Annotated in this window: 24 protein-coding genes and 2 tRNA genes; 6 read left to right on the forward strand and 20 right to left on the reverse strand. The window is 67.5% G+C overall.

The genetic code is table 11. From position 1 onward, the window contains the following. Positions 1-92 precede the first annotated feature (92 nt). From AC13CR_RS16620 to AC13CR_RS16660, 9 genes are all read right to left on the reverse strand, one after another. Positions 93-899 (reverse strand): purine-nucleoside phosphorylase, encoded by an 807-nt coding sequence (locus tag AC13CR_RS16620; protein WP_446238282.1) that lies wholly within the window; start codon positions 897-899, stop codon positions 93-95. Continuing rightward, a complete protein-coding gene (locus tag AC13CR_RS16625) occupies positions 883-1,848 on the reverse strand; it encodes an ABC transporter permease (protein ID WP_292954575.1) in 966 nt (321 codons plus the stop codon). The genes AC13CR_RS16620 and AC13CR_RS16625 overlap by 17 nt, the downstream gene beginning before the upstream one ends. Then, positions 1,848-2,945, reverse strand: coding sequence for an ABC transporter permease (locus AC13CR_RS16630; protein ID WP_292954364.1), 1,098 nt, complete (start codon positions 2,943-2,945; stop codon positions 1,848-1,850). Before AC13CR_RS16630 ends, AC13CR_RS16625 begins: the two co-directional genes overlap by 1 nt. Next, a complete protein-coding gene (locus tag AC13CR_RS16635) occupies positions 2,945-4,603 on the reverse strand; it encodes an ABC transporter ATP-binding protein (protein ID WP_292954361.1) in 1,659 nt (552 codons plus the stop codon). The genes AC13CR_RS16630 and AC13CR_RS16635 overlap by 1 nt, the downstream gene beginning before the upstream one ends. Positions 4,604-4,611: 8 nt before the next feature. Then, complete coding sequence (locus tag AC13CR_RS16640) at positions 4,612-5,601, reverse strand: BMP family lipoprotein (protein WP_292954358.1); 990 nt, start codon at positions 5,599-5,601, stop codon at positions 4,612-4,614. A gap of 80 nt (positions 5,602-5,681) precedes the next feature. Then, positions 5,682-6,101, reverse strand: coding sequence for a GNAT family N-acetyltransferase (locus AC13CR_RS16645; RefSeq protein ID WP_293014549.1), 420 nt, complete (start codon positions 6,099-6,101; stop codon positions 5,682-5,684). Further along, positions 6,098-6,709 carry a tRNA (adenosine(37)-N6)-threonylcarbamoyltransferase complex dimerization subunit type 1 TsaB gene (tsaB, locus tag AC13CR_RS16650; RefSeq protein ID WP_292954352.1) on the reverse strand — a complete coding sequence of 204 codons (612 nt, stop codon included), beginning with the start codon at positions 6,707-6,709 and terminating at the stop codon, positions 6,098-6,100. The genes AC13CR_RS16645 and tsaB overlap by 4 nt, the downstream gene beginning before the upstream one ends. Further along, the gene (locus AC13CR_RS16655; protein WP_292954349.1) at positions 6,702-7,262 is read right to left on the reverse strand and encodes a NifU family protein; all 561 of its coding nucleotides are present in this window, start codon (positions 7,260-7,262) and stop codon (positions 6,702-6,704) included. The genes tsaB and AC13CR_RS16655 overlap by 8 nt, the downstream gene beginning before the upstream one ends. A 60-nt stretch (positions 7,263-7,322) precedes the next feature. After that, the gene (locus AC13CR_RS16660; protein ID WP_292954572.1) at positions 7,323-7,778 is read right to left on the reverse strand and encodes a universal stress protein; all 456 of its coding nucleotides are present in this window, start codon (positions 7,776-7,778) and stop codon (positions 7,323-7,325) included. Positions 7,779-8,039: 261 nt separating this feature from the next. On the opposite strand from AC13CR_RS16660, the gene AC13CR_RS16665 reads away from it, so the two are divergent. Continuing rightward, the gene (locus AC13CR_RS16665) at positions 8,040-8,681 is read left to right on the forward strand and encodes a sugar transferase (protein WP_414692153.1); all 642 of its coding nucleotides are present in this window, start codon (positions 8,040-8,042) and stop codon (positions 8,679-8,681) included. Here AC13CR_RS16665 and truA read toward each other — a convergent pair. The 9 genes from truA to tsaD form a co-directional block, all read right to left on the reverse strand. Beyond that, positions 8,678-9,460 carry a tRNA pseudouridine(38-40) synthase TruA gene (gene truA / locus AC13CR_RS16670; RefSeq protein ID WP_292954343.1) on the reverse strand — a complete coding sequence of 261 codons (783 nt, stop codon included), beginning with the start codon at positions 9,458-9,460 and terminating at the stop codon, positions 8,678-8,680. The genes AC13CR_RS16665 and truA overlap by 4 nt on opposite strands. Before the next feature lie 6 nt (positions 9,461-9,466). Beyond that, positions 9,467-10,423, reverse strand: a complete 957-nt coding sequence (locus tag AC13CR_RS16675; protein ID WP_292954340.1) for a 5-bromo-4-chloroindolyl phosphate hydrolysis family protein — start codon at positions 10,421-10,423, stop codon at positions 9,467-9,469. 180 nt (positions 10,424-10,603) lie between these two features. Beyond that, positions 10,604-11,587 (reverse strand): tetraacyldisaccharide 4'-kinase, encoded by a 984-nt coding sequence (lpxK, locus tag AC13CR_RS16680; protein ID WP_482900703.1) that lies wholly within the window; start codon positions 11,585-11,587, stop codon positions 10,604-10,606. Further along, positions 11,584-12,801 carry a 3-deoxy-D-manno-octulosonic acid transferase gene (locus AC13CR_RS16685; RefSeq protein WP_335662162.1) on the reverse strand — a complete coding sequence of 406 codons (1,218 nt, stop codon included), beginning with the start codon at positions 12,799-12,801 and terminating at the stop codon, positions 11,584-11,586. The genes lpxK and AC13CR_RS16685 overlap by 4 nt, the downstream gene beginning before the upstream one ends. Then, positions 12,801-13,046 (reverse strand): DUF4170 domain-containing protein, encoded by a 246-nt coding sequence (locus AC13CR_RS16690; RefSeq protein WP_292954331.1) that lies wholly within the window; start codon positions 13,044-13,046, stop codon positions 12,801-12,803. The genes AC13CR_RS16685 and AC13CR_RS16690 overlap by 1 nt, the downstream gene beginning before the upstream one ends. A gap of 315 nt (positions 13,047-13,361) precedes the next feature. Further along, positions 13,362-13,775 carry an EVE domain-containing protein gene (locus tag AC13CR_RS16695; RefSeq protein ID WP_292954328.1) on the reverse strand — a complete coding sequence of 138 codons (414 nt, stop codon included), beginning with the start codon at positions 13,773-13,775 and terminating at the stop codon, positions 13,362-13,364. Next, positions 13,775-14,047, reverse strand: a complete 273-nt coding sequence (locus tag AC13CR_RS16700; protein WP_414692149.1) for a YciI family protein — start codon at positions 14,045-14,047, stop codon at positions 13,775-13,777. The genes AC13CR_RS16695 and AC13CR_RS16700 overlap by 1 nt, the downstream gene beginning before the upstream one ends. Next, a complete protein-coding gene (locus tag AC13CR_RS16705) occupies positions 14,047-14,988 on the reverse strand; it encodes an NAD(P)H-dependent glycerol-3-phosphate dehydrogenase (RefSeq protein WP_292954322.1) in 942 nt (313 codons plus the stop codon). The genes AC13CR_RS16700 and AC13CR_RS16705 overlap by 1 nt, the downstream gene beginning before the upstream one ends. Beyond that, positions 14,985-16,052, reverse strand: a complete 1,068-nt coding sequence (tsaD, locus tag AC13CR_RS16710) for a tRNA (adenosine(37)-N6)-threonylcarbamoyltransferase complex transferase subunit TsaD (protein ID WP_292954319.1) — start codon at positions 16,050-16,052, stop codon at positions 14,985-14,987. Before tsaD ends, AC13CR_RS16705 begins: the two co-directional genes overlap by 4 nt. 65 nt (positions 16,053-16,117) lie before the next feature. Here tsaD and AC13CR_RS16715 point away from each other — a divergent pair, with 65 nt between their 5' ends. The 5 genes from AC13CR_RS16715 (at position 16,118) to AC13CR_RS16735 (ending at position 21,006) form a co-directional block, all read left to right on the forward strand. Continuing rightward, positions 16,118-16,783, forward strand: a complete 666-nt coding sequence (locus AC13CR_RS16715) for a uroporphyrinogen-III synthase (protein WP_292954316.1) — start codon at positions 16,118-16,120, stop codon at positions 16,781-16,783. Between the two features lie 98 nt (positions 16,784-16,881). Beyond that, the gene (locus AC13CR_RS16720) at positions 16,882-18,240 is read left to right on the forward strand and encodes a COG4223 family protein (protein ID WP_292954313.1); all 1,359 of its coding nucleotides are present in this window, start codon (positions 16,882-16,884) and stop codon (positions 18,238-18,240) included. A 9-nt stretch (positions 18,241-18,249) separates the two neighbouring features. After that, a complete protein-coding gene (locus AC13CR_RS16725; protein WP_292954310.1) occupies positions 18,250-19,965 on the forward strand; it encodes a heme biosynthesis protein HemY in 1,716 nt (571 codons plus the stop codon). 87 nt (positions 19,966-20,052) lie between these two features. Then, positions 20,053-20,128 (forward strand) — tRNA-Thr (locus AC13CR_RS16730). 233 nt (positions 20,129-20,361) lie between these two features. After that, the gene (locus tag AC13CR_RS16735) at positions 20,362-21,006 is read left to right on the forward strand and encodes a PEP-CTERM sorting domain-containing protein (protein ID WP_292954306.1); all 645 of its coding nucleotides are present in this window, start codon (positions 20,362-20,364) and stop codon (positions 21,004-21,006) included. 68 nt (positions 21,007-21,074) lie between these two features. On the opposite strand, the gene AC13CR_RS16740 is transcribed toward AC13CR_RS16735, so the two are convergent. Next, a tRNA-Leu gene (locus AC13CR_RS16740) sits at positions 21,075-21,159 on the reverse strand. Between the two features lie 77 nt (positions 21,160-21,236). Continuing rightward, positions 21,237-22,160: an arginase gene (gene rocF, locus AC13CR_RS16745; protein ID WP_292954303.1), complete on the reverse strand. Its 924-nt coding sequence runs from the start codon at positions 22,158-22,160 to the stop codon at positions 21,237-21,239. Position 22,161 lies beyond the last annotated feature (1 nt).

The raw sequence follows: 22,161 nt of genomic DNA on the forward strand, positions 1-22,161 counted from the left end.
TCCTGGCAGGGCGACGGGGATATGAAAGCCGCCGCGACCCCTGCCGTTGTGCCGGCGCAGAACGTCGCGCCCGGAACCGGAATGGCAAAATGTCATCCGTGCCGATCGCGCAGGAAGCGGCGCAGCACCGCCTCCAGTTTCGCGGCGCCCTGCGGGGCCATGGCCTTGGTGTGTTCGTGGCTGATCGCCTCGTCCGACAGGCCCGCGCCCATATTGGTGATGACCGAAATCGCCGCGCAGCGCAGCCCGAGAAACCGTCCCAGGATGATTTCCGGCACCGTGGACATGCCGACTGCGTCGGCGCCCAGCGTCCGCGCGGCGCGGATTTCCGCGGGGGTTTCGAAGCTGGGGCCCGAGAACCAGCAATAGACGCCCTCGGGCAGATCGACACCCTCGTCGCGCGCCGCGGCGCCAAGTCCGGCGCGGATTTCGGGATCATGCGCCCGGGTCATGGGCACGAAGCGGGCATCGGTGCCTTCTCCGATCAGGGGGTTGGTCCCGGCAAAGGCGATATGGTCGTTCAGCAGCATCAACCCGCCGGGCGGAATGTCGGGGCGCAGCGATCCGGCCGCGTTGGTCAAGATCAGCCGGTCGCAGCCAAGCTCGGCCAGCACCTCCAGCGGCAGACGCATCGCATCCGCGCGGCCCGATTCGTAGTAATGGGCGCGTCCCCCGAAGACCGCGACGCGGCGCCCCTCGAGATCGCCGATCACCAGGTGCGGGACATGGCCCGATACGCCCGCATGGGGAAAGCCCGGCAGTTCGTCATAGGGAATGGCGGTGCCGTCTACCTGCGCCGACAGGTGGCCGAGGCCAGAGCCCAGGATGAAGCCGTATTCGGGCGCCGCCGCACCGGCGCGCGACCGGATCAGGGCGGCAAGTTCAGCGTTCCTTGACATAGGGTTCTCCGCCCGCGCGGGGCGGGATGGCGCGACCGACAAAGCCCGCGAGGATGATCACGGTCAGGATATAGGGCAGCGCGTTCATGAACATCGACGGCACCGTGACGATGCCGAGATCCAGATTGGGATAGCGGTTGGCGATGGCTTCCAGAAGCCCGAACAGGAAGGTCGCGCCAAGCGCCCCCCAGGGCCGCCATTTGGCAAAGATCAGCGCCGCCAGCGCGATGAACCCCCGCCCCGCCGTCATTTCCTTGACGAAGCCCGCCGAGAGGCTGGTGGCAAGATAGGCGCCGGCGATGCCGGTCAGGACGCCGCAGATGCCGATGGCGGCATAGCGCAGCCGCGTCACCGACACGCCGGCCGTATCGACCGAGGCGGGGTTTTCGCCCACCGCGCGCAGGCGCAGGCCGAAACGGGTGCGAAACAGCACCCACCAGGTCAGCGGCACTGCCAGGAAGGCCACATAGACCAGGATCGAGTGTCCCGAAATGAGCTGCGCATAGATCGGTCCGATGACCGGCACCTGACCAAGCGTATCGGCCAGCGGCAGGGTGATTTCCTGAAAGCGGGCGGCGCCTTGCAGCGACGGCGTCCGTCCGCCGAGGCCGAAAATCTTCTGGCCCAGAAGAACGGTCATCCCCGAAGCCAGGAAATTGATCGCCACACCGGAAATCAGCTGGTTTCCCATGAAGGTGATCGAGGCGAGGCCGTGGATCAGCGACATCGCCATCGACCCGCCGATACCGGCCAGAAGGCCCAGCCATGCGCTGCCCGTCGCATAGGCGACCGAGGCGGCGGTGAAGGCGGCCATCAGCATCTTCCCTTCAAGGCCGATATCGAACACGCCGGATCGTTCGGAATAAAGCCCCGCCAGGCAGGCCAGCAGCAGCGGCGTCATCAGCCGCACGGCGCTGTCGAGGATCTGCAGGACGGTGTTGAAATCCATCATGCAGCCCTCCGCTTGCGCAGCGCGAGGAACATCCGCTCCAGCGGCATCCGCACCATGTTGTCCAGCGCGCCGGTGAACAGGATCACCAGCGCCTGGATGACGACAATCAATTCGCGCGGGATACTGGTCCACAGCGCCAGTTCCCCTCCGCCCTGATAAAGAAAGCCGAAGAGAAGCGCGGCCAGAAAGACACCGAAAGGATGGTTGCGGCCCATCAGGGCCACGGCGATGCCGATGAAGCCCGCACCCTCGACCGCGTTCAACACCAGCCTTTCGCTTTCGCCCATGACGTTGTTGATCGCCATCAGTCCCGCCAGACCGCCCGAGATCAGCATCGCGATCACGATGATGCGCACCGGGCTGATGCCGGCATAGAGCGCGCCCGGCTCGGACCGGCCGAGGGCGCGGATCTCGTATCCCAGGCGCGTCCGCCAGATCAGCAGCCAGACCAGCAGGCAGGCCAGGATCGCGATCAGGAAGGTGATGTTGACCGGCGTGTTCTTGCCCCATTGGATTCCGATCGCCGCGGCGATGTCGGTCAGCGCCGGAAGATAGGTGCTTTCAGGGAACCGGGCCGAGGCCGGGTCCATACTGCCGACCGGGCGCAGGATGTTGACCAGGACATAATTCAGCAGGGCCGCGGCGATGAAGTTGAACATGATCGTGGTGATCACGATATGACTGCCGCGCTTCGCCTGAAGCCATGCCGGGATCAGCGCCCATGCCGCGCCGAACAGGGCCGCGCCGATCATCGCGGCGGGCAGGGCCAGCAGCCAGTGAGGCAGCGGCACCGACAGCAGGACCAGCGCGACGCCCAGCCCCCCCATCATCGCCTGACCTTCGCCGCCGATATTGAACAGGCGCGCGTGATAGGCCACCGCGACGGCAAGGCCGGTGAAGATGAAATTCGTCGTGTAATACAGCGTGAAGCCCCAGCCATAGCTGGATCCAAGCGCGCCATCGACCATCGTCTTCAGGGCCGCGGCGGGGCTTTCGCCGATGGCCAGGATCACGAGGGCCGAAATCGCCATGGCCAGAACCAGCGAAATCAGCGGCGTCAGGATCACGTCGGCCCATTTCGGCATCTTGTCCATCAGCGCGGCCCCCCGTTCGCGGTCTCGTCCGGCAGGTCATCGACATGCCTGTGTTCAGGCGGGATGCCATCTTCGGCGGCGTGATGTTCGGTATCGGTCACGCCGGCCATCAGCAGGCCAAGCTCGCCCGTCGTGGTCTGATCGGGCAGCCGCTCGCCCATGATGCGGCCATCGAACATGACTGCGATGCGGTCGGACAGCGACAGGATCTCGTCCAATTCGACGCTGACCAGCAAGACCGCCTTGCCCGCGTCGCGCAACTCGATGATCCGCTTGTGAATGAATTCGATGGCGCCGATATCGACGCCGCGCGTGGGCTGGCCGATCAGCAGCAGGTCGGGATTGCGCTCGAGCTCGCGGGCCACCACCAGTTTTTGCTGGTTGCCGCCGGAAAAATCGCGTGCGGCCAGGTCGCAATTGCGCGGGCGGCAGTCGAAATCTTCCATGTATTTCTTGGCATCGCGGCGGATGGCGTCATTGTCCATCAGCCACCCCTTCTGGTATTCGGCTTTGTCGTGATAGCCGAAGGCGATGTTCTCCCAGGCGGTGAAATCCATGATCAGACCCTCGGTCTGCCGATCCTCGGGCACATGGCCGATGCCGCGCCTGCGCCGCGTCCGCGCGTCGGAACCGGCACCCGTCAGGTCCAGCGCCTCTCCGTTCATGCGGATCGCGCCGCTGACCCTGGCGCCCTTTTCGGGATAGCCGCCCAGCAATTCCAGAAGCTGGGTCTGGCCGTTGCCGGACACGCCCGCGATCCCCAGGATCTCGCCTGCACGGATGTCGAAGCTGATGCCGCGAAGACGCTCCACGCCCTCGTGGTCGATCAGGTGCAGATCGCGCACTTCCAGCACCGGGGCGCCGGGCCGGGCAGGGGTCTTGTCCACGTTCAGCAGCACCTTGCGGCCCACCATCAGTTCGGCCAGCGCCTCGGGGCTGGTCTCGGCGGTGCTGACCGAGGCCACCATCTCGCCGCGCCGCATGACCGAGACGGTGTCGGTGATGTCCATGATCTCGCGCAGTTTGTGGGTGATCAGGATGATCGTCTTGCCCTCGGCCTTCAGTCCCTCGAGGATGCGGAACAGATGGTCCGCCTCGGCCGGGGTCAGAACGCCGGTCGGTTCGTCCAGGATCAGGATATCGGCCTGGCGATACAGCGCCTTCAGGATCTCGACCCGTTGCTGATGGCCGACCGACAATTCCTCGATTGTTTCGTCTGGATCGACGTTCAGTTCGTATTCGTGGGCCAGTTGCTTCAGCACGCCGCGCGCCTTGGCCAGCGAAGGGCGCAGCAGGCGGCCGTCCTCGACGCCGAGGATGATGTTTTCCAGAACCGTGAAATTCTGCACCAGTTTGAAATGCTGGAACACCATGCCGATGCCGGCACGGATGGCGGTCTGGCTGTCGGCGATGGCGATCGGTTCGCCATTGACCAGAATCCGGCCCCGGTCGGGCTTGTAGAAGCCGTAAAGGATCGACATCAGCGTCGATTTCCCGGCGCCGTTCTCGCCGATGATGCCGTGGATCGAGCCCTTGGCAACGCGCAGATCGATATCCTTGTTCGCCTGCACCGGACCGAAGGCTTTCGAAATCCCCTTCAGCTCGATGGCGTAGGGGGCAGCCGTCTCCGGCCGCCCCCCTGCGTCTTGTGCCGTCATGGCCATTGCTACTCGACCGGGCAGGCGTTGTCGGTCATGTAGTCGTGGACCTTGATCTCGCCCGAGGCGATCTTGGCCGTTGCGTCGTCCACCGCGGCCTGCATCTCGGCGGTGACCAGATCCTTGTTGTTGTCGTCGATGGCGACGCCCACGCCATTGGCCTTGAGATCCATGACCTTGACGCCGGGCTCCAGATCGGGTCCGGCGGTGAAGGCGTCGTAGACGGCGTTGTCCACGCGCTTGACCATCGAGGTCAGCATCGAACCCGGATGCAGGTAGTTCTGGTTGCTGTCCACGCCGATGCCCAGCTTGCCGTCATCCGCCGTCGCCTGCAGCACGCCGATGCCGGTTCCGCCGGCGGCAGCATAGATCACGTCCGCGCCCTGGCTGATCTGCGCCTTGGCCAGTTCGCCGCCCTTCACCGGGTCGTTCCATGCCGCAGGCGTTGTGCCGGTATAGTTGATCAGCACCTTGCCATCGGGCTTCACGGCCTTGAAGCCCTGGGCATAGCCGCATTCGAACTTGTGGATCAGCGGAATGTCCATGCCGCCGATAAAGCCCACGATGTCGGATTTCGAGGCCATCCCGGCCATCATCCCGGCCAGATAGCTGCCCTGTTCCTCGGTGAAGACGACCGATTGCACGTTGGGCTGATCCACGACCATGTCGATGATCGCGAATTTCGTGTCGGGATAATCGGGCGCGACCTTGTTCAGCACGTCGCCGAAGGCAAAGCCGGTCATCACGATCGGATTGGCGCCGGTTTCGGCCAGCCGGCGCAGCGCCTGTTCGCGCTGCGCCTCGGACTGCATCTCCAGTTCCTTGTAGGAGCCGCCGGTTTCCTCGACCCAGCGTTTGGCGCCGTTATAGGCGGCCTCGTTGAACGACTTGTCGAATTTGCCGCCCAGATCGTAGATCAGGGCCGGTTCGGCCAGGGCCGCGCCCGCAGTCAAGGCCATGACGGCCGAGCCCGCCATCAGCGTTTTCATCAGATTCATGCCAGAACCTCTTCCTGTTGGGGCAGGCGATTCAAGCCGCCCGCCGAATGGGCCGATTAGGGCGCATCGGGCAGAGCCGGTCAACCGGGTTCTTGGGGCGCGGCAAGGTCGAGACGCATCAGGATCGCATCCAGGCCCGGCGCGTAATAGCCGCGCCTGCGCCCCGCATCACGCCAGCCTGACGCATGATACAGTGCGCGGGCGGCGATGTTGTCATGGGCCACTTCCAGAAAGGCGGTGCCGGCGCCCAGGCGGCGTGACGTTGCGGCAAAATCCTGCGTCAGGGCGCGTCCCACGCCCCGCTGCCGCGCCTCGGGCGCGACTGCGAGGGTCAGCAATTCGGCCTCGCCCGCGATGCTGCGACCCAGAAGGAACGCATCGGGCCGAAGCAGAAGGAAGGCGCCCGGCATGTCCAGCAGAGCGCGGAACTCGGTTTCCGACCAGGGGCGCGGGGCGACGAAGCAGCGCGCGTGCAGCGCGGCAAGCCGGTCGGGTGTCATTCTCTTTCCAGAATGACCAATCCCGCCTCGCGCGGGGGGGCGGCATCGGCCGGACGCAGATAGATCGGCGCGGGGCGCGGCTGGGCGGGACTGTCGCGGCGCTCCAGCGCCAGACGCGCAATGGCCTCGGCCAGCGGGATTGCCGGCGCAGCCGGCGCGGGGCCGGGCGGCAGCGCGCCGGCCGCAGCTTGCTGCGGCCGGCCCCCCGCATCATCCGCCGCGCCGGTGCCGAAATCCTGCCAGATCACCTGCTCGCGCCGCGCAGGGATCACGACGCGGCAGGGTCGGGGCAGGCCATGGGCCGCAGCCTCGGTCACGGCGACGCCCAGGGCCGGAATGCCCAGCGACAGGGCCAGTCCGCGCGCCGCCGCAACCGCCACCCGGATTCCAGTGAAGTTGCCGGGCCCGGTGCCGACGCCGATGACATCCAGATCGTGCCAGTTCAGTCCCGCCTCGGCCAGCAGCTGTTCCAGCAGCGGAAACAGCCGTTCGGCCTGTCCCCTGGCCATCGCTTCATGATGCTGGACCAGCACCCGGTCGCCCCGAAGCAAAGCGGCCGCGCAATGCGCGGCCGATGTGTCGAAGCCCAGGGCAATCCCCTCAGGCAACGGGCCTGACCTCGATCACCTCGGGGATATAGTGGCGCAGCAGGTTCTCGATCCCCATCTTCAGCGTCAGGGTCGAGGACGGGCAACCCGCGCAAGCCCCCTGCATGTGCAGATAGACCACGCCCCGGTCGAATCCGTGAAAGGTGATGTCGCCGCCATCCTGCGCCACCGCCGGGCGGACACGGGTATCCAGCAATTCCTTGATCTGGACCACGATCTCGGAATCCGGGCCGTCATGCGCGGCATGACCGGCGCTTTCGGGGGCCTCACCCTCGATCACCGGGGCGCCGGACTGGAAATGCTCCATGATCGCGCCCAGGATCGAGGGTTTGAGATGATCCCAGGGCTGATCCTCGACCTTGGTGACGGTCACGAAATCCCGGCCCAGGAAAACGCCGGCGATACCCTCGATGGCGAAGATGCGGCGGGCCAAAGGCGATTTCGCGCCGGATTCAGGCGTCGGGAAATCCGCGGTGCCGCTGCCCAGGACGGTTTCGCCGGGCAGGAATTTCAGGGTCGCCGGGTTGGGCGTGGTTTCGGTCTGGATGAACATGGGGCGCGCTCCTTTCCGCATGATATGGCGATGCGGCCTGTCCGGGTCAAGCAAGCCGGCTCAGGTGATCGCCTCCAGCCGCTCCTTGGAGATGTCGCCGGGCACGATGGTGATCGGGCAGGGCAGGTTGCTGGCCTCGCGCAAAAGCCTGTTCAGCACCGGGTTCGGCCCCGCCTTGTCCGGGTTCAGGCCCAGCACGACGATGCCGATCTCGGGATCATCCGCAAGCTGGGCGATCAGTTCGTCGGCCGGATCGCCCTCGCGGATGACCAGTTCCGGCTCGACCTTGGGGCGCGAGCGCATCCATTTGGCGAAGACCTCGAAATGGGCTTCGATCCGCTCGTGCGCCTCGGCGCGCATGACATCGGCGACGCCGAATCCGTGCTGGATATCGGCCGCCGGAATGACCGAAAGGATCACCACGGCACCGCCGGTATGAGCGGCGCGCATCGCCGCGAAACGCATCGCGTTCAGGCATTCGCGGCTGTCATCGAGAAGGACAAGGAACTTGCGCATGGGGCTCTGATCGGTGGCTCTCTGGGCGGACAGTGGCCGAACTGCCATGCTAGTGCAAGTCATTCGGCGGGAATGCGTCAGTCTGGTTTCCTTGTCCGGAAGGATGTGTTACCGCGGACCGATTGAGGCAATCCGACGGGCAGGCGCGTTGTGACGATCCATCACGACTGGGACAAGGCAGAAGCGGCCCAGCTTGCGACGCTGACCGGGTCCAAGATGGCCTGGTTCCTGGGTCAGGCCCGCGACAGCGGCATGAAGCCCATGCCGCGCCGCAAGCGTCTGTTCGATGTGACACTGGCGCTGATGCTGATGATTCCGCTGTCCGTGGTGATGGCCGTCATGGCCTTTCTTCTGCTGATCGTGCAGGGGCGTCCGATTTTCTATACCGCGCACCGGATGCGCGCGCCGGGCCAGTCCTTCACGCAGTTGAAATTCCGCACCATGACCACGGAAGAGGACGATTTCGGCGCCACCGGCGCGCACAAGCACTGGCGCATCACGCCCCTGGGCCATTTCCTGCGCCGCACGCGGATCGACGAATTGCCGCAGTTGTTCAACATCCTGCGCGGCGACATGAGCTTCGTCGGCCCGCGCCCGCCGCTGCGCGAATATGTCGAACGTTTCCCCGCAGTTTACGCGCAGGTGCTGAAAAGCCGTCCGGGCGTGACCGGGCTGGCGACGCTTATCTATCATCGGCACGAGGACCGGATCCTCGCACGCTGCAAATCCGCCGCCGCGACCGAGGCCGCCTATTATCGCCGCTGCCTGCCGGTCAAGCTGAAGATCGACCTGATCTACCAGCGCCACCGCGATTTCGGCCTGGATCTGTGGATCCTGTGGTCCACGGTCAAGATCGTGCTGACCAGGAAGGACGAGCGCCCGCGCCGGCGCGGTCGCGCCTAGATCCCGAACAGGGGATCGCCGGGATAGCCGACGCCCGTCAGATACAATCCATGGGGCGGACAGACAGGCCCGCAGGCCGCGCGGTCGCGCGCCGCCAATGCCCGGGCCACGCGCTCCGGCTGCCATGAACCCGCGCCCACCCGTTCCAGCGTGCCGACAATGGAGCGCACCTGGTTATGCAGGAAAGACCGCGCCCGCAGGGTGAAACGGTATTCCCGGCCATGGGGGATCGCGATTTCGTCGATGCCGATCGCGTCCAGCGTTTTCAGTGGGCTCTTGGCCTGACAGATCGAGGACCGGAATGTGGTGAAATCGTGCTGACCGATCAGATGCGCGGCGGCCTCGCGCATGGCCCGCGTGTCCAGCGGTTTCAGGACGCGCCAGGCAAGGCCCTGGTCATGCGTCATCGGTGCCCGGCGGGCGATCAGTCTGAACAGATAGCGCCGTTCCGTGGCCGAGAACCGGGCATGAAAATCCTCGGCCACCCGCTTTGCCGCCAGCACCGCCACGGGGGCGGGCTTGAGGTGGAAATTCAGCGCCTCGGCCAGACGGAAAGCGTCCCAGTCGCGCAGCAGTTCGGCATGGGCGACCTGTCCGGTCGCATGAACGCCGGCATCGGTGCGGCCTGCCGCCGCGATCCGCGCGCCCGTGGCAAAGCCGGCATCCAGCTTGGCCAGCGCGGCTTCGACGGCGCCCTGGACCGAGGGCTGGTCGGCCTGCGCCTGCCAGCCGGCGAAGGGGCCTCCGTCATATTCGATCAGCAGGGCAAAGCGGGGCATCGGCAGTCAGCGCGTCCTGTCGGCCGGATCGCGCAGCAGGTCGTCCAGAAACTGCGCCGAGTCGGTCAGGTTCGGGCGATCCGGGCTGGCCACGCCTTCGCGGGCCAGCCGGTCGCGCAAAACCGAGATCTCGATTTCCAGATCGGCGCGGTCGCCCTCCAGCAGCTTGCGGGCCTTGGCGCTGAAATCGCGTTCCAGATCGTCGAGAAACGCCTCATAGGCGGTGCGCGTGGCGGGGTCGCGGCTGCGGGCATAGAGAGCCGCGAATTTCTCGGTCGCGTCGCGCGCGCCCATCAGATAGACGCCCAGATAGCGCCGCGCTGCCGACAGATCGCCGGGATTGCTGCGCACCCGGTCGAACAGATCGCGCACCGTCCCCGCAAAGCGCGCCACGCGCGATTGAAGTCCGCGATCACCAAGGCGCAGCATGGCCTGGTCGATCTGCGCCAGATAGGCTTCGCCTTCCTCGATCATCCGCTCGGCGCGGGTCTGCTGGAAATCCTCGCCCTCGGACATGCCCTTGTCGCGCATCGGGTCGGCCCCAAAGGCCAGCCAGTGCAGCGCCAGCCCGGTGACGCCGATCAGCGCAGCGCCGGCCCCGGCGCCCGGTTCGGCCGCGCCCAGGCCCAGGCCCAGGCCGGCCAGGACGCCCCCGAACAGCTTGCGCGGGATGGCGGGCCGGCGTGCCTTGCGACGCACGTCATAGGCGGCTTCGGCGCGCAGCCCCTCGCGCGTCAGCCACATCGCGCAGGCGATCAGGCCAAAGGCGGCGAGCCCGGCGACCATCTGGACCGGGGGCTGGAAGAATGCGGTGATCAGAAATGGTGCGGCGCCGATCGTGACCCATTTCGGCCGCGATTCCAGCCGGTGCCGCATCGCGCCGCGCGGCTGATCCGGCCGGTCGCCCTGGCGGTCGCGCCGCTGCCCGTCCGGCGAAAACCGCCCCCCGAAATTCCGCGCCATGTTCCGCCCTCCTCAGGCCGCGCCGGCCAGTGAGGCGTATAGCGCCAGAAGCACCAGCAGGTAGAAGCTGAGCCGTTGCATCGCGTTGCGGGACATGCGGTTCCTTTCCTCGGAAGGCCCGTTCCGGGCGTTCGCATCCTATATCGGCATCCTCGCGGGAATTGCAAAGGCGGGCCGGGCTCAGCCGGGAAACAGGCGCGTCAACGCCGTGTCCAGCAAGGCCGGATCCTGCAACGCCAGTCGCACCGGCAGCGCCATGACCCGGGGCCGGAAATCGCGCGGCAGCCGGGCGGCATCCTTTTCCGTCGTGACCAGTTGCGCGCCGCGCATCCGCGCCTCGGTTTCCAGCCGGGTCAGCAGGGCCGGTGTGAAAGGCTGATGATCGTCCAGTGCCTCGGCCCGCAGGATGGAGGCGCCAAGAGAGGCCAGCGTGGCAAAGAATTTCTCGGGATGACCGATTCCGGCGAAGGCCACGACGCGGTGTCCCTGCCAGTCGATCCCGGTCTGCAGCGGCGCCAGCGATCCGCGCAGATGGGGCGGAGCATCCGGCGGCGGGACAAAGCGGTCCTGTGCCGCGGCATCGCCGATGGAAAGCAGCAGATCGGCGCGGGCAAGACCCCGGACCACGGGTTCGCGCAGGGGGCCGGCGGGCAGGCAAAGCCCGTTGCCGAAACCTCGTGCCGCATCGACCACGACGATGGCCAGGTCATGCGCCAGCGCCGGATCCTGGAAGCCGTCATCGAGAATGATCGCCTGCGCCCCTGCCGCGCAGGCCGCCCGCCCGCCTGCCTGCCGGTCATCGGCCACCCAGACCGGGCCGAAGGCCGCCATCAGCAGGGGCTCGTCGCCGGTCAGGGCGGCATCGTGACGCCGCTCGTCAACCCTCAGCGGTCCTTTGGCCCGGCCGCCATGGCCGCGCGAGACGACATGGGCGTCGATCCCCAGTCCCAGAAGATGCTGTTGCAGGTGAATGACGGTCGGCGTCTTGCCGGTGCCGCCCGCGTTCAGGTTGCCGACGCAGATTACCGGGATGTCAAGGCGCAGGCGCGCCTTGCCCGCCAGCCTGCGCCGGGTTTCGCGTGCGTAAACCGCGCCCAGCGGCGAAAGCAGCCGCGCAAGCGGCGTTGGCGGGCGCAGATACCAGAAGTCCGGTGCGCGGCTCATGGTGCGGTCGCCCGGGCCGGCCGGTCTGCCGTGCCTTCCGGCGCCGCGTCGAGGGCTGCCAGGACGGGCTGGCAGATGCGCAGCGTCACGTCCGCGCCGCCGGTGCTGACGGTCCAGGCATTCCGGGCCAGCGCCGCGATCAGTTCGGGCTGCGACAATTCCGCCATCGCCGCCGCCAGACCGGCCGCATTCGCGACCTGCCGCGCCGCGCCGGCCCCGTCCAGTTGCTGCCATTCGGTCGGATGCCGCCCCGTGACCGGGCCGTGGACAATGGCCGAACCAAGGGCTGCGGGTTCGAACGGATGTCGTGCGGCGGCGTCGTCGCCGTGCAGCGTGCCGCCCAGATAGGAGACCGGGGCAAGGCGATACCACAGGCCCATCTCGGCCAGCCCGTCGGTCAGCATCACATGGATTTCGTCGGTCGGGTCCTCGTCCTGGTCGCGGCGGGCGACATTGAGGCCCGCCGCCTCGATCCGTTCGGCCAGCGCCCCGGCGCGGCGCGGATCGCGCGGGGCCCAGAACAGCAGCGCCCGATGCGATTGCCGCAGCGCAGCCAGATGCGCCTGCAACACGGCCTCATCCTCGTTTTCGGGGATTGCGGCGGCCAGCCATGAATGCCGCCCGCGCACCAACTGCGCGATGGCCTCGCGTTCGGATTCGGCGCAGGGCAGGGGTTCGTGGATCGCCGCCACCGGCCCGGTCATCGTCAGCCGCGCCGGATCAAGCCCCATCTCTCTGGCAATCTCGTGGCTGCCGGGATCGGTCAGCAGGATCGTCTGCATTCGACGCAGAAGTTCACGCCGCATCGCCGCGCGCAGCGTCCAGCCCATATCCTGCGGGTCCAGTCTTGCCTCGCCCAGGATGACCGGGACGCCGTCGCGTGCCGCGGCGGTGATCAATGCGCCCGGCAGATCCGGACCCAGAAGCAGCAGGCAGCCCGGCCTTGCCGCCGCGATCAGCGCCTCGGCGGCGCCGCGATCACGGCCGGGATCGGCGATCCCGTCCTGGCCGATGGTCAGGATCCGGACATCGCGCCGCGTCGCGTTCAGCCGGGTGCGGATCTGCTGGGCGGCGTTTTCGTGTCCCTCCGAGACGTGCAGGATCAGTGCCTGGCCTTCTGTCAGGGGCGGCAGCGAGGGGGAGTCGGTGGTCCGCCGGGACGGGCCACGCAGATGCAGCCACAGACCCAGCCCGCCTAGCCCCGGACCCCGCATCAGCCGCCAAGTTCCTCGGTCGGGCTGACCGGCGTTTCCTCGTCGCGAAGCCGGTGCAGATGGGCGATGAAATAGCGTGTCTCGGCGCTGTCCACGGTGCGCTGAGCCTCGGCTTTCCAGGCGTTGTAGGCGCGTTCGTAGTTCGGAAAGATGCCGACGACGTGAATGTCGTCGGTGTCGCGGAACTGCGTGCTTTGCGGGTCGATCAGTTCGCCGCCAAAGACGAGATGAAGACGCTGGACCATGAGACCTCCTTGTCGTGACCGGAATGTCCGAACCTAGCGCGGCCCGCAGAGGAGATGAAGCGGGTTCGGCTAAAATGCAGGGCAATCGGGCTTTGCCTTGCCGCGGCCTGCCGGGCTATCAGTGGCGCGACACGGCCAGAAGGCCGGATCCTGATCCCGTGGGGCGCGCGATGGTGTGGCGCTGCGCTTGCCGGGAAAGAGGGGTTCCGGCGTTCGCCTGCGCTGGAACCCCTCATGGCTTCGCGGCTGCTTTCCGGCCGGCGGATGCGGCACGGGCGGCTGGCCAGGGCTGCGGGCTGGCGCCGGGATGCGTCATCAGCGGCCGGCAAGTTCCATCATCACGGCCCACTCGGCCTCGGTGACGGGCTGGACCGACAGGCGGCTGTTGCCCGCCAGGGCCATGTCCTTCAATCGCGGCTCGGCCTTGACCACGGCCAGCGGGACGGGTCTGGGCAGTCTCTCGACCGCCTTCACGTCCACGCATTCCCAGCGGGCGTCATCGGTGGTGCTGTCGGGGTGGGCCTCGGCGACGATCTCGACGATTCCGACGGCCTCTTTTCCGACATTCGAATGATAGAACAGCCCCCGATCGCCCTTCTTCATCTCGCGCATGTTGTTGCGCGCCTGATAGTTGCGCACACCGTCCCATTCCTCGCCCGCCTCGCCCCTGGCGACCAGGTCGTCCCATCCGAACACGTCGGGTTCGGATTTGAACAGCCAGTATTGCATCAACCGATCACCTTGTTCCATTCGGTCACGTCCACGCTGTGGAAAAGACCCGCCTTCTTGTAGGGATCGCGCGCGGCCCAGTCGCGCGCGGCGTCCAGATCGCGGGCCTCCAGCACGATCAGCGAACCGCACATGTCGCCATTTTCGATCAGCGGACCGGCCATGCGGACGATGCCCGAATCGCGGATGAAGCCCAGGTGGGCCTGGCGGCTGTCCAGTCGGGTCTGCAACTGGCCGGGCTTGTCGCGGCAGATGACGGCGAACAGGGGCATCATTCCTCCTTCAACGGTCGGTTCATCAGGATATCGGCGGCCTTTTCGACCGATACGGCGCCGCTGGCAAGGGCCGCGACCATGCCGGCGATGGGCATGTCGGTTCCCTCGCGAGAGGCAAGGGCCGAGACCGCGCGGGCGGTGGCGGCACCTTCGACGGTAATCGTCGGATCGAAATCCTCGCCGCGTCCCATCGCCTGACCAAAGCGGAAGTTGCGCGATTGCGGCGATGTGCAGGTCAGGATCAGGTCGCCCAGTCCGGACAGGCCGGTCAGCGTCTCGGAGCGGGCGCCGAGGGCGGTGGCAAAGCGGGTCATTTCGGCAAAGCCGCGTGTGACGATGGCCGCGCGGGCGCTGTCGCCAAGACCCGCCCCGATTACCACGCCCGCGGCGATGGCAACCACGTTCTTCAGCGCCCCGCCCAGTTCGGCACCGGTCAGGTCGGCACTGCGATAGAGGCGCAGGACGCGGGTGGACAGCGCCCGCTGCAATTCCGCGCCCGCAGAGTCGCGGGGGCAGGCCAGCGTCAGCGCCGTGGGCAGCCCGCGCGCGATATCGGCCGCGAAAGAGGGCCCGGTCAGCGTCGCGACGGTGCTGGCAGGACAGGCATCCGCGATGATGCGCGAGGGGCCGGTCAGCCGGTCGAGGTCGATTCCCTTGGCAGTGTTGACCAGCATCCTGCCGTCCAGCGCGGCGCCGTGATCGGCCATGAACGGGCGCAATGCCTGCGCGGGCAGGGCCAGCAGCACGGTCCGGGCGCCCAGGGCGCACGCCAGATCATCGGTGACGGTGACGGCCTCGGGCAGGCTGACCCCCGGCAATCTGGGGTTTTCGCACCGCCATCGGGTATCACGGCCCCACAGGACGACCGGGCCATTCGCCGACAGCGCCACCGCCAGCGCCGTGCCAAAGGCGCCCGCGCCGAGGATCGACACCTTCATGCCTTGGCGCCTTTCCTGCCGCCGCCCAGCATCGGTGCCGCCGCAGGGTCCAGGGGCCAGCGAGGCCGGGCGGCAAGGTCCATGCCGTCGCGCTGGCCCAGCCGGAACTGCTCGATCCCCGCCCAGGCGATCATGGCGCCATTGTCGGTGCAAAGCCGCAGCGGCGGGGCCAGGAAACGTGCGCCTGCCTCGAGCGCGGTCCGTTCCAGCGCGGCGCGGATCGCGCCGTTCGCGGCGACACCGCCGGCCACCGCCAGCAACGGAACCGGGCTGACCGACAGCGCGCGGCGGGCCTTTTCGGCCAGGGTCTCGGTGACGGCCTGTTGAAAGGCGGCGCAAAGGTCGCTGCGGTCCGTTTGCCGCAGCCCGCCCTGTTCGCCGATCAGACCGTCGCGCAGACGCAGGGCGGCGGTCTTCAACCCCGAGAAGGACAGGTCGCAGCCCGGCCGGTCCAGCAGCGGTCGGGGCAGATCGAAGCGGTCAGGATCGCCCAGGGCTGCCTCGGCCTCGACCGAAGGTCCGCCGGGCTGGGGAAGGGCCAAGAGCCTGGCCAGCTTGTCGAAGGCCTCGCCCGGCGCGTCGTCGATGGTGCCGCCCAGACGGGTGAAATCCTGTGGTCCCTTGACGAGCAGGAACTGGCAATGTCCGCCCGATACCAGCAGCATCAGATAGGGAAAGTCCACGCCGTCGGTCAGGCGCGGGGTCAGGGCGTGGCCGGCCAGATGGTTCACGCCGACCAGCGGCAGACCCGCCCCCGCGACGATGCCCTTGGCGCACATGACACCGGCCATCACGCCGCCGATCAGGCCCGGCCCGGCGGTCACGGCGACGCCGGACAGATCGCGCAGGCCAAGGCGGGATCGGGCCAGCGCCTGTTCCACCACCAGATCCAGCCGTTCGGCATGGGCGCGCGCGGCGATTTCGGGAACGACGCCGCCGAAATCCGCGTGCAGGGCGGTCTGGCTGCTGACGATCGAGGACAGGATGCGCCGGTCGCCGGTCACGATCGCGGCGGCGGTGTCGTCGCAGCTGCTTTCGATGCCGAGAAAAATCAGGTCGTCCATGCTCTTGCCGGGCGGGGAAATGACGCTTACGCCTGCTGGCCTAGCACCGACCAGAGGGGTTGCCAATGCCGGCGCGCATCCGGCCCACGCTTCTTCTGACCCGACCGCGCGCGGATTCGCTGCGGTTTGCGAGGCTGCTGCCGGGCTGGCAGGCGGTGATCGCCCCCATCTTGCGGATCGTTCCGGTCGATCACGACGCCGCCCGCTTGCGCGCGGCCGGGGCGCTGCTGTTTACCTCGGCCCATGCGGTCGCAGCGGCCGGGCCGGGCGCGGGCCGCGCGGCGTTATGCGTGGGCGGGCGGACCGCAGAGGCCGCGCGGAAGGCGGGTTTCGATGTGACCGAAGGGCCTGGCGATGCCGCGGGGTTGCTGCCGCTGATCGCCAGGTGGCGCGGGGCGCCGCTGCTGCATCCGCATGGCCGGCACCTTGCCCGCGAATTGCCGGTTCCGGGAATGGTCGTCTATGAACAGAAAAGCTGCGATCTGACGGATGAGGCGCGCGATCTTCTGGCGCGGGGCGGTGATGTGGTGCTGCCGCTTTTCTCGGCACGATCGGCCGCACTGGCGGCTGCGGCGGTCCGTGGTTCGATGTCGCGGTTGTGGCCGGTGGCGATCAGCGCGACGGTGATGCAGGCCTGGGACGGACCGCGGGCGGGGTCGGCGATTGCGCAACAGCCGACGCAGGAGGGCATGGTCCAGGCGATCCGCTGCCTCGGCATCGCGGAACTATGATGTTCACGGCGGGTTGAGCCGGGGGCCACGGCTGATTACTCTGGCGGCGACGCTTCGCCGATGGCAGGCAGGGCGGCACGCGAGGACGGGGACGACACGTGAAAAAACCAGAAGAATCCAAAGCCACGAAATCCGACAAGCCCAGCACCCGGAAGGCCGCAGAGACATCACAGCCCGATCAGACCCCCGACACGGCGACGTCGCAGCCTGCCGACAAGCCAGACGACACGCCAGATGGCGGCGCGGCCGGTAGCGCACGCAAGGCCGCCGCGACGCCCGGCACGCTGAAATCCACCGACACCGGCAAGGGGGACGGATCGTCCGCCGCCGCCGCTGGCAGCACGGCCGGGCCGGTTGCCTCGCAGCTTGTCGGCGATGGCTCGTCCGATACTCCGGCTGCGCAGCCGAAGCGGAAACAGAGTGATCCGGGTCCGACCGGCGCGCTGAAGGATGTGCCGCCCGAGGCGATCCTGCGCGACACGCCGGTGGCCGACCCGACCCCGACGCAGAATGTCACCGTCCGGAAGACGGGGTTCTGGCAAATGCTGCTGGGCGGGGCCTGCGCAGCCGCCCTCGGCGCGCTTGCCGCGATCTGGGTCTGGCCGCAGACGCCCGCTGAAGCCGTCGATACGGCCTCGATTCGCGCCGAGGCCGTTGCCGCCGCGAAAGAGGCCGCCGGTACGGAAATCGCGGCTCTGCGCGACGAACTGGCCAGTGCTGCGCCCGCCCCCGACACGAATGCGCAGGCGGCTGTCGAGGCCCTGCAACAGCAGCTTGACGAACAGGCGCAGCGGCTCGATGAACTGGCGGCGCGACCGGCACTGGATCCCGGCATGGCGCAGCGGATTCAGGATCTGGCCGCGCAGGCCCAGGCGCTGGAAGGGCAAATTCAGGCCGCCGCCGAACAGGCGCAATCCCGGATCACCGCCGCCCAGAGCGAGGCGGAGAAGATGCAGGCCGCCGCCACCGACAGCACCAGACGCGCCGAGGCGGTCGCGGCGATCGCGTCGCTGCAGGCGGCTCTGGACCGCGGCGTCACGCCGGACGAGGCGCGGCAAACGCTGGAGGGTGCGGGGATGGATGCGCCCGAGCCGCTGACCCGCGAGGTGCCCAGTCTCGTCAGTCTTCAGTCCGATTTTCCGCAGGCCGCGCGCGCTGCGCTGCGCGACAGCCTGCGCGAAGCCGGTGCCGATGGCGGCAATGCGCTGACCCGTTTCTTCAGGGCGCAGACCGGCGCGCGTTCGGTCGCGCCGCGCGCGGGCGACGATCCCGATGCGATCCTTTCGCGCGCGAATGCCGAGGTCGAGAAGGGCCGCATCGACGCCGCCCTGACCGAGATGGCGGCTTTGCCCGAATCGGCGAAATCCGCACCCGCGATGGCCGGCTGGCTGACGCGCGCGCAAACCTATGCCGATGCCAAGGCCGCGTTGAACGCTCTGTCCGCGCCGTCGAACTGAGGAACCGTGATGATCCTGTCCCTGCTGAAAATCCTGTTCTTCTTCGCGGTGGTGCTGGCGGTCGCGCTTGGTGCGATCCAGTTGTCCGATACCGGCCAGACACTGTTGCTGGAATATGGCGGCAGGGAATATGCCCTGACGCCCCTCAAGGCGCTGATCGCGCTGATCCTGCTGATGATCACGGCCTGGATCCTGTTCAGGCTGCTTGGCCTGGTGCTGGCCTTCCTGCGTTTCCTGGCGGGGGACGAGACGGCGATCAGCCGCTATTTCGACCGCTCGCGCGAACGCAGGGGTTATGCCGCGCTTGGCGAGGGGATGCTGGCCGTCGCCTCGGGCGAGGGGAAGCTGGCGCAGGCCAAGGCCGCGAAAGCCGCGAAATATCTGGACCAGCCGCATCTGACCGATCTTCTTTCGGCGCAGGCGGCCGACGTTGCGGGTGATCGCGCCCGCGCCGAGCGCGCCTATCGCAAGTTGCTGGGCGACGACCGCACCCGCTTTGTCGGCGTTCGCGGACTGATGCGGCAGAAGCTGGACGAGGGCGATACGGCGACCGCGATGCTGCTGGCGCAGAAAGCCTATGCCCTGAAACCGCGGCACAAGGAAATCCAGGATACGCTGCTGGACCTGGAGATGAAGCAGGGCGACTGGAAGGGCGCGCGCCTGATGCTGAAGGAAAAGCGCCGCCAAGGCGAATTGCCTCAGGACGTGCATATCCGCCGCGATGCGGTTATGGCGCTGCAAGAGGCCAGTGCGGTGCTGGCACAGGGCAATTCGATCAGCGCCCGCGAGGCGGCGATCTCGGCCAACAGGGCCTCGCCCGACCTGATCCCGGCCGCTGTGCTGGCCGCGCGCAGCTATATCGCGCAGAAGGACGGCCGCAATGCCGCGCGCGTGCTGGAAAAGACCTGGTCGGTCAGGCCGCATCCCGACATCGCCGCCACCTATGCAGAAATTGCCCCCGACGAGACGGCTGCCGCCCGGCTGAAACGGTTCGAGCGGCTGATCGGGAAGAACCCCGATCACGAGGAATCGCGACTTCTGAAGGCCGAATTGCTGCTGTCGGCCGAGGATTTTCCGGGCGCGCGGCGGGCCCTTGGCGATCTGGCCGAGGTCCACCCCACAGTGCGCACCCTGTCGATCATGGCTGCGGTCGAACGCGGCGAGGGCGCCGATGACAGCGTGGTTCGGGGCTGGCTGGCGCGGGCGCTGACCGCCTCGCGCGGGCCGCAATGGGTCTGCGACAAGTGTCACAACGTGATGCGCGACTGGGCGCCGACCTGCGACAGTTGCGGCGGTTTCGACACGCTGACCTGGCGCGAGCCGGATGACCGCGATCGGGGCGTTTCGCCCGGTTCCGGGGCCGAGATGCTGCCGCTTCTGGTCGGCGCGCCAAAGCCGCAGCCCGAAACGCCGGACCCCGCCGCCCCCCTGGCCGGGGCGCAGATCGACGAACCCTCTGCCCCCGCCGCCGATCAGGGCGCCGCCGTCATGTCGCCCAGACCGAAGCGCACCGAGGTCGCTGACGTGGCGCCCGGAATGGTGCCGCGCGAAAGCGATTACGTCGAGGTCGGGCCGGTCAGCACGGTCAATGCCGACGGACCGGCGCCGGCGGCCGCGAAGACGGCTGCCCCCGGTCGGGATGCCGATCGCGAACCCGTCAGGCCCGATGTCGAGCCGCCCGAGGACGCGGAATGGACCGAGGAGCGGCCGGTTCGCAAAAGCTGATTCGATGGCCCGAGGATGGGCGGCGAAAAAACGCGCCGCCCCTCTTTCGCGCCCCGTCGGAACCTGCTATCCGGCCCGCCACCAGATGCCGGTGTAGCTCAGCTGGTAGAGCACGTCATTCGTAATGATGGGGTCGGGGGTTCGAGTCCCTTCACCGGCACCAGAAATCCGCCCGGATCAGGTCGGGCAGGGCCGTAATCCGGTTGCTCCGACCTCGTGCCGAGAGCCGTTTCGCAGATTCCCCGCGCCGCGCGATCCAGCCGGATTTCGGTTGGACATGCCGTTTATGGCGTGATTTGCCACTTTCCTAACAATTCGGAAAAGGTTAACATTCCCGTGAAGCCTGCGGCATGTTGCCGCTCTGCTTTCACCATTTGACCCAGTAGGATGATTACCATGTCGATCAGAACCATTTCCGCCGGTCTTGTCGTGGCCATGCTGTCAGGCGGTGCCGCCTCTGCCGCCACGATTGTCCAGAACGGCAGTTTCGAAGACGTCGCGGGCCTGGCCGGGGGCGGCACCAACAGGGGCGGCTACGGCGTCTATGATGCGATTCCCGGATGGACCCGCGGCGACGGGGCCGGAATCGAACTGCAGAACAATGCCACGCTGGGCACGCATGACGCGCAGGATGGCAACTGGTATGTCGAGCTGGACAGCGATTCCAACTCGTCCATGTATCAGGACATCACCTTCGCCAGCGCCGGTTCCTATCTTCTGTCGTTCTTCTATTCGCCGCGCACCGCGACCCAGAACGACAATGGCATCGGATACAGTCTGGGCGACAAGGTCGATGGCCTGATCGATGCCGTCTATCAATCCCCCGCGACATGGACGCAGGTGACGAAGTCGTTCACCGTGGACGCCGGCGAGGTGCTGCGCCTGTCCTTCTTTGCCGGCGGTCTCAGCAACAGCCTCGGCGGTTTCGTCGACAATGTGTCGATTGCGCCGGTGCCGCTGCCGGGCTCGCTGCTGCTTCTGGGCGGTGCGCTTGCCGGAAGTGGCGCTTTTGCGTCGCGCCGCCGCAAGAAGGCCGCCTGAGCCTGCCACGATCCCGAAAAACAGCGAACGCCCGCCGATCATCCGGCGGGCGTATTCATTGGCTGCCTTGGTGCGGGCGGCGGGAATCGAACCCGCACGAGCCAGGCTCTAGCGATTTTAAGTCGCTTGTGTCTACCGTTCCACCACGCCCGCATCGGCACCGTCGGCCGTGGCTAGCCAAGCGGTCCTGATTAATCAAGCGGAACCTCGGCTTCCGCCGCCGCGCGCCATCAGCCATAGCTGCGGGTGGGACGGTCAAAGACCTTGCGGCCCATCAGCGAGCCGACCAGATCGACCATCAGCTTCGCCGTCCGACCGCGATCGTCGAGGAACGGGTTCAGTTCGACCAGGTCCAGCGAGGTGACAAGGCCGGATTCGTGCAGAAGCTCCATCACCAGATGCGCCTCGCGGAAGGTGGTGCCGCCGGGAACCGTGGTGCCGACGGCGGGTGCGATCGAGGGGTCGAGGAAATCGACATCCAGGCTGACATGCAGCAGGCCGCCGGTGGCCCGGACGCGGTTCAGAAAGGCGCGCAGCGGTGCGACGATGCCCTGTTCGTCCAGAACCCGCATGTCGTTGACGGTGATCTCGGTATCCTGCATTGCCGCATGTTCGGCCGGGTCGACGCTGCGGATGCCGAACATGCAGATGTTCTCGCCCGGTATCGGCGCGGGAAAGGGCGGAAACGGTCCGAATCCCGGCAGCCCGCTGGCATAGGCCATGGGCGTGCCGTGCAGATTGCCCGTGGTCGTGGTCCGAAGGGTATGGAAGTCGCTGTGGGCGTCCAGCCAGATGACGAATTGCGGGCGTTGCGTCTGTGCAGCATGGGCCGCGACCCCCGCGACCGAGCCGAGCGCCAGCGAATGATCACCGCCCATGATGATCGGCATCCCTTCAGGCAGCGCGGCGGCGACCGCCTCGCGCAGCGCATTCGTCCAGGCGATGGTTTCCGGCAGATGGTGAACGGCGGCATTGGCGCAGGTCTCGTTTCCCGGTCGGTCGGGAACGACATCGCCGCGATCTTCGATCGTGTGGCCAAGTGCGGTCAGCGTGCCCGCCAGTCCGGCGGTGCGATAGGCTGCGGGGCCCATCAGGCAGCCGGGGCGCCGCTGGCCCTCGTCCACGGGGGCGCCGATGAGGATGCAATGCGTCATC

It is taken from the genome of Paracoccus sp. L-17, from assembly GCF_056857655.1.